The organism is Sinorhizobium terangae (genome assembly GCF_009601505.1).
In the GTDB taxonomy this organism is placed as follows: domain Bacteria; phylum Pseudomonadota; class Alphaproteobacteria; order Rhizobiales; family Rhizobiaceae; genus Sinorhizobium; species Sinorhizobium terangae.
Window position 1 is genome coordinate 1 of the sequence record NZ_WITC01000050.1, and the last position, 8,101, is coordinate 8,101.

Sequence of the window (8,101 nt, forward strand, 5' to 3'; positions counted from 1 at the left end):
TACGGCGGTCCCGGCGACGACGTCCTCTTCGCCAGTGACGGCAGAGATCAGCTGACCGGCGGCGACGGCCAAGACACCTTTGTGTTCCAATCCCACAATCCGGTCCGCGACCCAGCGGGCTGGCCGGACCCGGGCTACACGGTCATCTTGGATTTCGACCCGAACGAGGACACTTTCGCCTTTGATGCGGCAGGCTATTACAGTGACGGTACCAGCGCAAACTTCGTCAGTCACGCCAGTTCGCGGTCTGGCCATGGCGTGGACACGTTCTACAGCGGCGCGGCCTCAGATGCGAACGGCGAGGACGTCGTGGTCGTCACAGACAAGAGTTTCTTCTCGGGCGACGGCGCCGCGAATGCGATCGCCGGCGAGACCACCGGCGACATCATTGTCTACCACGACGACCTGACCAAAAGCGCAGTTCTGGCCTATGTCACCTCCGAAAACCATGCGGATGAGTTCGCTCGCCTAGGCAGTGTGCATAGTTTGGCCGATCTTGCCGGCCTCGGCCTGAGTGGGTGGGACTTTACCTTCGTCTGATCCGCAAAACTCGTGCGAAAGCGCGCCCCGCCACCCCGGGACGCGGCGCTTTCCTTCTCAGCTACTGGCCCCAGTCGTGGCTCCAGCGCGGGGCGATAGCGGTGAGGCAGGCCCTGCGCACATAACCCGGAATGTAGCCGCAAGGCAGGTGTCCAGGGTCGCCACGGGTTTTTTCCTCATTCACCTTGGAGTAGCAGATGTACAGCGCGACCAGCTGGTTGGAAGTAACGATCCACCAACCAACTGGCAAGCCTTAGTGCTGTTCCCTGACGAGCCGATCGAGCATATTGCCATCATCACGAACGTTTTCCAGGCGCTGAGGAGCCCGACGCCCGCTGCACTCCCATTTCCTTGAGCAACCGGTCCGCGCCGTCAATCTTGTCCATCGTCCACAGCATGAAACGACTGTCGACATGGATGCTGCGATTGCGATCTCCGGCAAAGGCCCAGTCCGTAATCACGCCGTCTAGCGTGCCGTCGAAGGCGAGACCGACGAGCTCGCCGCGCCCGTTCAACGTCGCCGAGCCGCTATTGCCATTGGTAATGTCGACCGTGGACAGGAAGTCGACTGGTAACGTTCCCAGCGCCGGCGCGACATAGGGGCCATAATCCTTAGCCCGAATCGCGGCAATGGCGTCCTCGGGCGCGTCGAACTCGCCCTTTCCGGTATGCTTGGCCAGAAGTCCCTCAGCCGTGGTGAAGGGCGTCCAGATCTGCCCGTCTTGCGTTCGCCCCGTGACCTTGCCCCAGGTGAGGCGCAGCGTTCCATTCGCGTCGGGATACACGGGCCGGCCGATCGCCTTCCGATAGGCAAGCAAGCCCTGCATATAGGTCGCACGCGCCGCCTCCGTGCGGCCGGCGAGATCCTTGTCCGTGCGCTCTGCGGTTATGTCGCCGGGATAAAGTGCAACGGCCAGCTTGATGAAAGGGTCGTGCGATGCCTCGAAAGCAGCAGCCGGCTTATCGAGCCAGCCGAGCCGCGTAGCCGTGTCGGCGAGTTTGGTGTCTGCATAGAGTCGATCAAGGCCGATTTGGCCCAGAGCGGTCTCGAACGCAGTGTCGCGATCCTTCGCGTCCAGCCGGTGATATTCCTCGAGTGCGGCCTCGAACAGCTTGCGATCGATGTCGGGCAGATACTCGCGTTCGACCCGCGTCAGTCGACCGATGATCTCGCTGCGGTCACGATCCTGAAAGCCGCTTTCGCGGGTGGCATCTGGTTTCTCGTGCTCCTTCGCCCAGCGATAGAGCGTGCGCGCTGATGATAGGATCTGCGCTTGGCCGAGCAGTGCCGCCCCCCGCCGCTGGAGCGAGGCCCGGCTGCTCTCCTCTACCAGGGCGTCCAGCTCAGCGATTGCTTCGCCATAGCGCGCCTGCAGCGCGGGATTGCCAGCGACCCAGTTGCGATAAGCTGTCTCCTCGGTGACCTTGCGCGCGTTGAGCCCAACCGCATCAGCGCCGGCGAGATCGCCCGCCAGCTTCTTCGCGTAGTTTTCCACGCCTTGCAAGATGGATGCGTAGCGGATCTGCGCCGTGCGGTTACCTGCCGTGGCCCGCTTTATCTGGGCGGCATAATCCGAGAGCCAACGTTGCCATAGCGGTTCGTAGTGCGCAAAGTTGAACCCGACTTCCCTGGCGGTACGAAACCGATCGGTAGTACCGGGAAAGCCGGCGACCATCACAAAATCGCCTTCTTTGAGGCCTTGCCGCGCGATGCGCAGCCAGTTCTTCGGCCGGTAAGGCACATTGTCGGGCGCATACGGCCGGGGGGAACCATTAGGAGCGACATAGGCGCGATAGAAGCCGAAGTCGCCTGTGTGGCGTGGCCACATCCAATTGTCCTTGTCACCGCCGAATTCGCCGATGCCGCGTGCGGGCGCATAGACCAGGCGCACGTCCTGAATTTCGAGCTTTTGCTGAAGGTAGTAGGAGGCGCCGCCATAATAGGCCCGCACGTCGCACCGGCGGTTGGGCTGTTCCTCACACGCGGCGATCAGGGCCTTGCGGTTGGCGTCGAGCCGCTCATGGCGGGCAAAGCCGGTCAGGTCGGCCGAGATCCCCTTGAGCATGTCGGCGGTCACATTCCGTTGACCTTCGACAATATAGATGCGGCTGCCGGGCGTGGCGGGCAATTCTTCACTCAGGCTCTTCGCCAGAAAGCCGTTTGTGAGATGGTCCTCGCCCTCCTTGCTGTTGTACTGCAGGGATTCCAGTACGCAGTGATGATTGGTTGCGATTAGCCCTTCGGGACTGACGAAGGAGGCGGAGCATCCGCCAAGTGAGACGATCGCGTTGAGCGGGGCAGCGTCCAGACGGCTCAGCTGGGCGGGATCGATCTGGAGCCCATCCGCGCGCATGGCCGCGCCAACGTCCGCAGTCTGGTTGGGCATCCACATACCTTCGCTCGCCGAGGCAGCGCTGGCAGTCCAGAGCAAGGCGATGGTACTTGCTTGGGCAAAACATTTCATATTCGAGTTCATGTTGATGTAGCTCCCGTCCTGGTGGCTGATTTATCTGCGTGGGCTGTATCGATGACCAGCGCGAGACGCTGTTCACCCGTCGAGCTGATCCAAGGAGAGCGATCCAATATGCTCGGGTTCTCCTCCAAAATTTGTTTTCCTTGGGCATCGTCGCCGGAGCTGTGGTGGCCTGCTCGATCGTCGACCCACCGGGCGATCCTGCCGCTTCCTCTGAGGCCACCTCGATCCAAGGCGTTCCCTGGCCAGATAGACCGTAATGGTCCTGACCTTCACATCATCGACGTCGAATTTTCTGTCAGTTTTCATCGCGCCAAGCCTGATTTGACGTCGAGGGTCCCAGCGAATCACCGGCGGCTGCCGTGCGAGCAACAGGGCGTATCGGGACAGCCGGCGTCCGAAAACGTCTTCGCGACTGCCACTGACGGAACAATGGACCTTTAACGCGCGCATCTGCATTGCGCTTATCTCTCCTTAGTATGGGCTTGCGTACCGCGACGGTTGCCAACCGTCCGATGCAGTAATCGTGCCAAATGAAAACAGCTTTCAAATACAACGTGGGAGACAGCTCCATGTATGTCCCGTCTCCGACATCGGTAGCGAACCCGACATATTGACGTGGCCCTCGCATCACCAAGCGAACTGCCCGTCAGGCTCGGCCTGGAGCACCTGCGTCGCGCCGAGCGAGAGAAGTAGACGGGCTTAGTTTGAGTGCAGGAAGTTGTGGAAATGCCTCAGTCGCGTGGCAACTTGGCAAACAAGAGCGTGACAGGGCTGGCTCTGCGTTGAATGCTCTTCTTCTTTAAGGGAGGGAAATGCATGACTACCACCAATGAAATTGCCGACAAGATCGCCGCTGACTATCAACTCACCAAGGCCCAGGGGAAGGCGATCGTCGAAGCAGTTTTCGGCGCGATCACCGCCGCGGCAACTGCTGGCGCTGAAACGTCGATCCCCGGCTTTGGCAAGTTCAAGGTAAAGGACACGCCGGAGCGGGAAGCGCGAAATCCGGCAACCGGTGCCACCATCAAGGTTGCTGCTGCGAAAAAGCTGACCTTCACGCCGGCAAAAGCTCTCAAGGACGCCTTGAACAAATAGCGTCTGCCGCCGTTGGCACGCTGAGCTAAAATGATCGAAATTCGGTAGCGTGCTACTGCATGTTTCCTTAAATCGTAGCCGATTTAAGGAAACATGCAGCAATTCAAAGTGCTACAGCGTCCTTTGTGCGTCTGATTAGGCGCGCGGCGCTGTAGGTCACGCTGCCGCGGAGGCATCTCGATGCGCCCGGACCAGGCAAATTCTTGCTCGCTACGCGCCCGTCACGTCGCCAGGCGCGTCGATGGCGGATCAGTCGGAGCCGCGCAGCACCCGTCCTACAAAAATCCACCCCTGTTCCGGCCAGCTCTTAGATCCAGCATACGGAGGGAAGGTCAGCGCCAAGGAGGCGGGCACCTAAATCGCTAGTGTTTCCCGAGTTCGACCCTCCAGACCTGCATTTCGAAGTGCGCTCTTGAAAGCGCATGTCGAACCGATGCGTGCGCATCATCACCTGTCGCGGACATGCTGGCGCAGAGTACGTGGATGGCGGTGGGCTCTATGGATAGTTGTTAGAGCTTCGACAATGTCGGACAACGTAAAAGTGCCATGAACGCCATCCCGTTGTTCTGCACGCTATCCCTAAACGCGCCCAACGCCGCTCGCCTAGCATGCGGTGGTCGCCAGAAGACCGCGGGCGCCGATGAAACCCTCGTAGCCGTGTCAGCTTGAGACTAAGGAAGGCGAGAACCTGTACCGTCTTTGTGGCGGAGGACAGAGCTTGCGCACCAACGCCAATCCGATGGACGTTCAGAAAGGTATGCGTCGGTTCATAAATTCGAAGCTGTGAAGTGCAGCGCACCGATGAAGTCGATATGTGAATAGTTCCCATCAAATCAATCGATTACTCCAACGGCCGGATGTGGGGTAAAGGTAAAGCAGATGATGTTGAGGCGTTAAACCTAATTTGCTGCAGTGCTAATCCATCGTGGTCCAAGTTACAACAGCCTCCTCGGCAGCGATGGTGGCGATGTTCTCATCGCCCCCACCTGCAATGGATGCATGGACTATTGATAGCGCGTGAGCACGAGATCGCTGAAGAGGAACAAAAATGATCGATTTGTCGCTTCCGGAAAGCTTGAATAGCTATGAGGGCTGCGGCCACGATCAGCGATACCCCAGCACTACATCAACCCTTTCAGTTATCTTTGTCGGCGGTGGTACGCTTAGTATCAGATGCGCACAGCTGGCAAAGGAAATAGGCTACTCCGTACCCGCCGTTCTACCTACAGATGACGTGTTTCGTACCTGGGCTACTCATGTAGGCATCCGTTGCTTCGATAACGTCGAGCAGACCTATGAGTTTCTATGCGATGTGAACGTCGATTTGATATTTTCCGTCGTTAATCCCGTTATCTTGCCAGCTCATTTATTGGAGCAAGCACGTGTAGGTGCGTTTAATTATCACGACAGCCCACTGCCGCGTTACGCAGGGACCCACGCGACAAGCTGGGCTATTCTGGCGCAAGAGAGCCAATACGCCATTTCGTGGCATCACATGGATCCTGGTGTTGACACGGGCAACGTAGTCGTGCAGTGCCCGGTGCCCATTGCATCAACCGATACGGCATTGACCCTCAACCTTAAATGCTATGATGCCGCGATAGAAGGGTTTCGCGCTCTTTTAGCGAAAATAGCGCGGGCCGATCTCCAGGGCCGCCCCCAGCAGCTGGCAAACAGGACCTATTTTCCGAGGAAGCAACGCCCTATTGCCGCTGGTTGCCTGAGATGGAACCAGTCCGCGCAGGAATTATCAGCGATTGCTCGTGGTTTGGACTTCGGCCCTTATCATCCGAATCCGTTGTGCTTGCCTAAGGTTGTCGTCGGAGAAGATGCTGTCCCAGTTCGGCGCTTGGAGGTATCCACTCGGTCTTCCGGTTATCAGTCAGGCTCCCTGCTCGAAATACATCCAGACCACTGGCGTGTCGCGACGGAAACAGAAGACGTTAATCTTTGGTTTGGTGCTCCCAATGGCCCGTTCGTCAATGCGATAGCACTCGCAGAACGCTTTTGTCTGAATGTAGGTGACCGTCTCGCGATTTTGAGCGATGATCAGGCATTGTCCATAACTACTATCAGTGAAGCGTTGGCTCCACAGGAGAGCTTTTGGCTGCGGCGACTTGAGACATTCAAACCATCGCAGCTACCTTATGTTTCGTCTTTGCCGGGAGAACAACCGCCCAAATGGCACACGAGTTCCTGGCGTAATATAGATGCCTTGGCAGAATTCTCGCCGACGGATCGCGTGGAATGCTTGTTGAGTGCTTGGTTGATTTATTTGGCCCGCAACCAAGGTGAAGCAGAGCTTCACCTTGGTTGGCGTCCAGTACTCGACAAAGCGCAGATTGAGGAGCGTTTGGCGCAGAAGCTTATAGCGTCTATCGTGCCGATGGAACTCACCATCGACCTCAATCACGGTTTTTCTGAGCTACGCGCGATGGTCGCGGCTGAATGTGTTCTGTTGCGCAGAAACGCTAGCTTTTCCCGCGATCTGATAGCACGTAGCCCGGCACTGTCGGGCGTCAAAGCGCTGCAATTGAGTCAACCGTGGCCAATTGGCATTATGGCGACGATGAACCACGGCCCTTCAGTTGACGAACTTGGGTCGAATCCCGAGTCGCAAATGAACCTGCCAGGCAGCTTATTGACGCTTGAAATCAACGCGGTCGATGGGAGCTTCAGGTGGCACATTGATGAAAATCGCTGGGCGCCCGAGAAAATCGGCAATGTTACGCAGCATCTCGAGAATTTTCTAAGCGTCGCTATACTCAATCCACAGCAACCGGTCGGCCGAATCGAGCTGCTGTCAGGTGAGGAGCGGGGCTATCTTCTTGAAGACCTGAACCGGACAGAAGTGGACTATCCGTCGGAGCTTTGCGTCCATGAGCTGTTCGAGGCGCAGGTGCGCCGGGCGCCGGACGCGGTAGCGCTGGTCTTCGAAGCGCAGTCGATCTCCTATGGCGAACTAAATGCACAGGCCAACCGGCTGGCCCATCATCTGATCGACCTTGGGGTCAAGCCGGACCAGCCGGTGGCGATCTGCCTGGAGCGCAGCCCGGCGATGGTGGTGGGGTTGCTGGCGACCCTTAAGGCGGGCGGTGCCTATGTCCCGCTCGACCCGGCCTATCCGGGCGCGCGGCTGCGGCAGGTGCTCGACGATGCCGCCCCGCGGCTGCTGCTTTGCGATGCGGCCGGCCGCGAAGCCCTCGGCGCCGAGGCGATCGCAAGCCTGAGTGTCATCGACTTCTCGGGCGGCGAGCTTTCCTGGGCCCACCAGTCCGCTGACGATCCCGACCCGCACGCCCTCGGCCTGACTGCACGCCATCTCGCCTATGTCATCTACACATCAGGCTCTACCGGAACGCCAAAAGGCGTCATGGTCGAGCATCAACACTTGTCGAACTATTTGCAGTGGTCAAATCAAAGCTTTTACCAGAGAACTTCCAACGGCTCGCCTGTAATGCATTCGATGAGTTTTGATGGCATCGTTACGACCCTATTCGGGCCGCTGCTGGCGGGAACGAAACTTCATCTTCTAGATCCGGCTGTCCAAATTAACTCTCTTGCTGAATCGAAGGATGGGCAAACCTTCGATTTGGTCAAGGTTACTCCCTCGCATCTGAGCATGCTGAACAAAACGATGCATGATGACGAGGAAGAAGCTCCAACAAAAGCACTTATGGTTGGCGGCGAAGCCCTCGTTCCAGCAGACATGCAATTTTGGCAGCGGCGTTTTCCAAATGTGCGCCTGATTAACCATTTTGGTCCGACAGAGGCCACCGTTGGATGTGCCGCTTTCGAAATAACGGGCGACCTCGAAGGCATCACGTCAATCCCGATAGGGCGTCCGATATCGAACACCCGGCTTTATGTGCTTGACGAGCATGGTCAGCCTGTTCCGTTCGGGGCGGTAGGCGAGCTTTATATCGGCGGGGCAGGGGTGGCGCGCGGCTACCTCAACCGGCCCGAACTGACGGCCGAGCGGTTCATCG

The 8,101-nt window shown here is 58.3% G+C and carries 3 protein-coding genes and 1 pseudogene; 3 read left to right on the forward strand and 1 reads right to left on the reverse strand.

Annotated features, from left to right (window positions below; all coding sequences use genetic code 11):
• A pseudogene (locus tag GHK62_RS33545) lies at positions 1 to 540 on the forward strand (calcium-binding protein); the annotation flags it as partial.
• A 296-nt stretch (positions 541 to 836) separates the two neighbouring features.
• Here GHK62_RS33545 and GHK62_RS13300 read toward each other — a convergent pair.
• Entirely contained in the window at positions 837 to 3,017 is a 2,181-nt protein-coding gene (locus GHK62_RS13300; RefSeq protein WP_153439660.1) for a S46 family peptidase, read from the reverse strand.
• A gap of 816 nt (positions 3,018 to 3,833) precedes the next feature.
• Between GHK62_RS13300 and GHK62_RS13305 the strand changes: the two genes are divergently transcribed.
• Positions 3,834 to 4,112, forward strand: a complete 279-nt coding sequence (locus GHK62_RS13305) for an HU family DNA-binding protein (RefSeq protein ID WP_153439661.1) — start codon at positions 3,834 to 3,836, stop codon at positions 4,110 to 4,112.
• Between the two features lie 1,048 nt (positions 4,113 to 5,160).
• Positions 5,161 to 8,101: amino acid adenylation domain-containing protein (locus GHK62_RS13310; protein ID WP_153439662.1), on the forward strand; the 2,941-nt coding region annotated here is incomplete at its 3' end.

What these genes read in the sequence shown, in the direction of transcription:
- GHK62_RS13300 (WP_153439660.1), bottom strand. Translation starts at nt 3,017, where the DNA reads ATGAACTCGAATATGAAATGTTTTGCCCAAGCAAGTACCATCGCCTTG.
- GHK62_RS13305 (WP_153439661.1), top strand. Translation starts at nt 3,834, where the DNA reads ATGACTACCACCAATGAAATTGCCGACAAGATCGCCGCTGACTATCAA.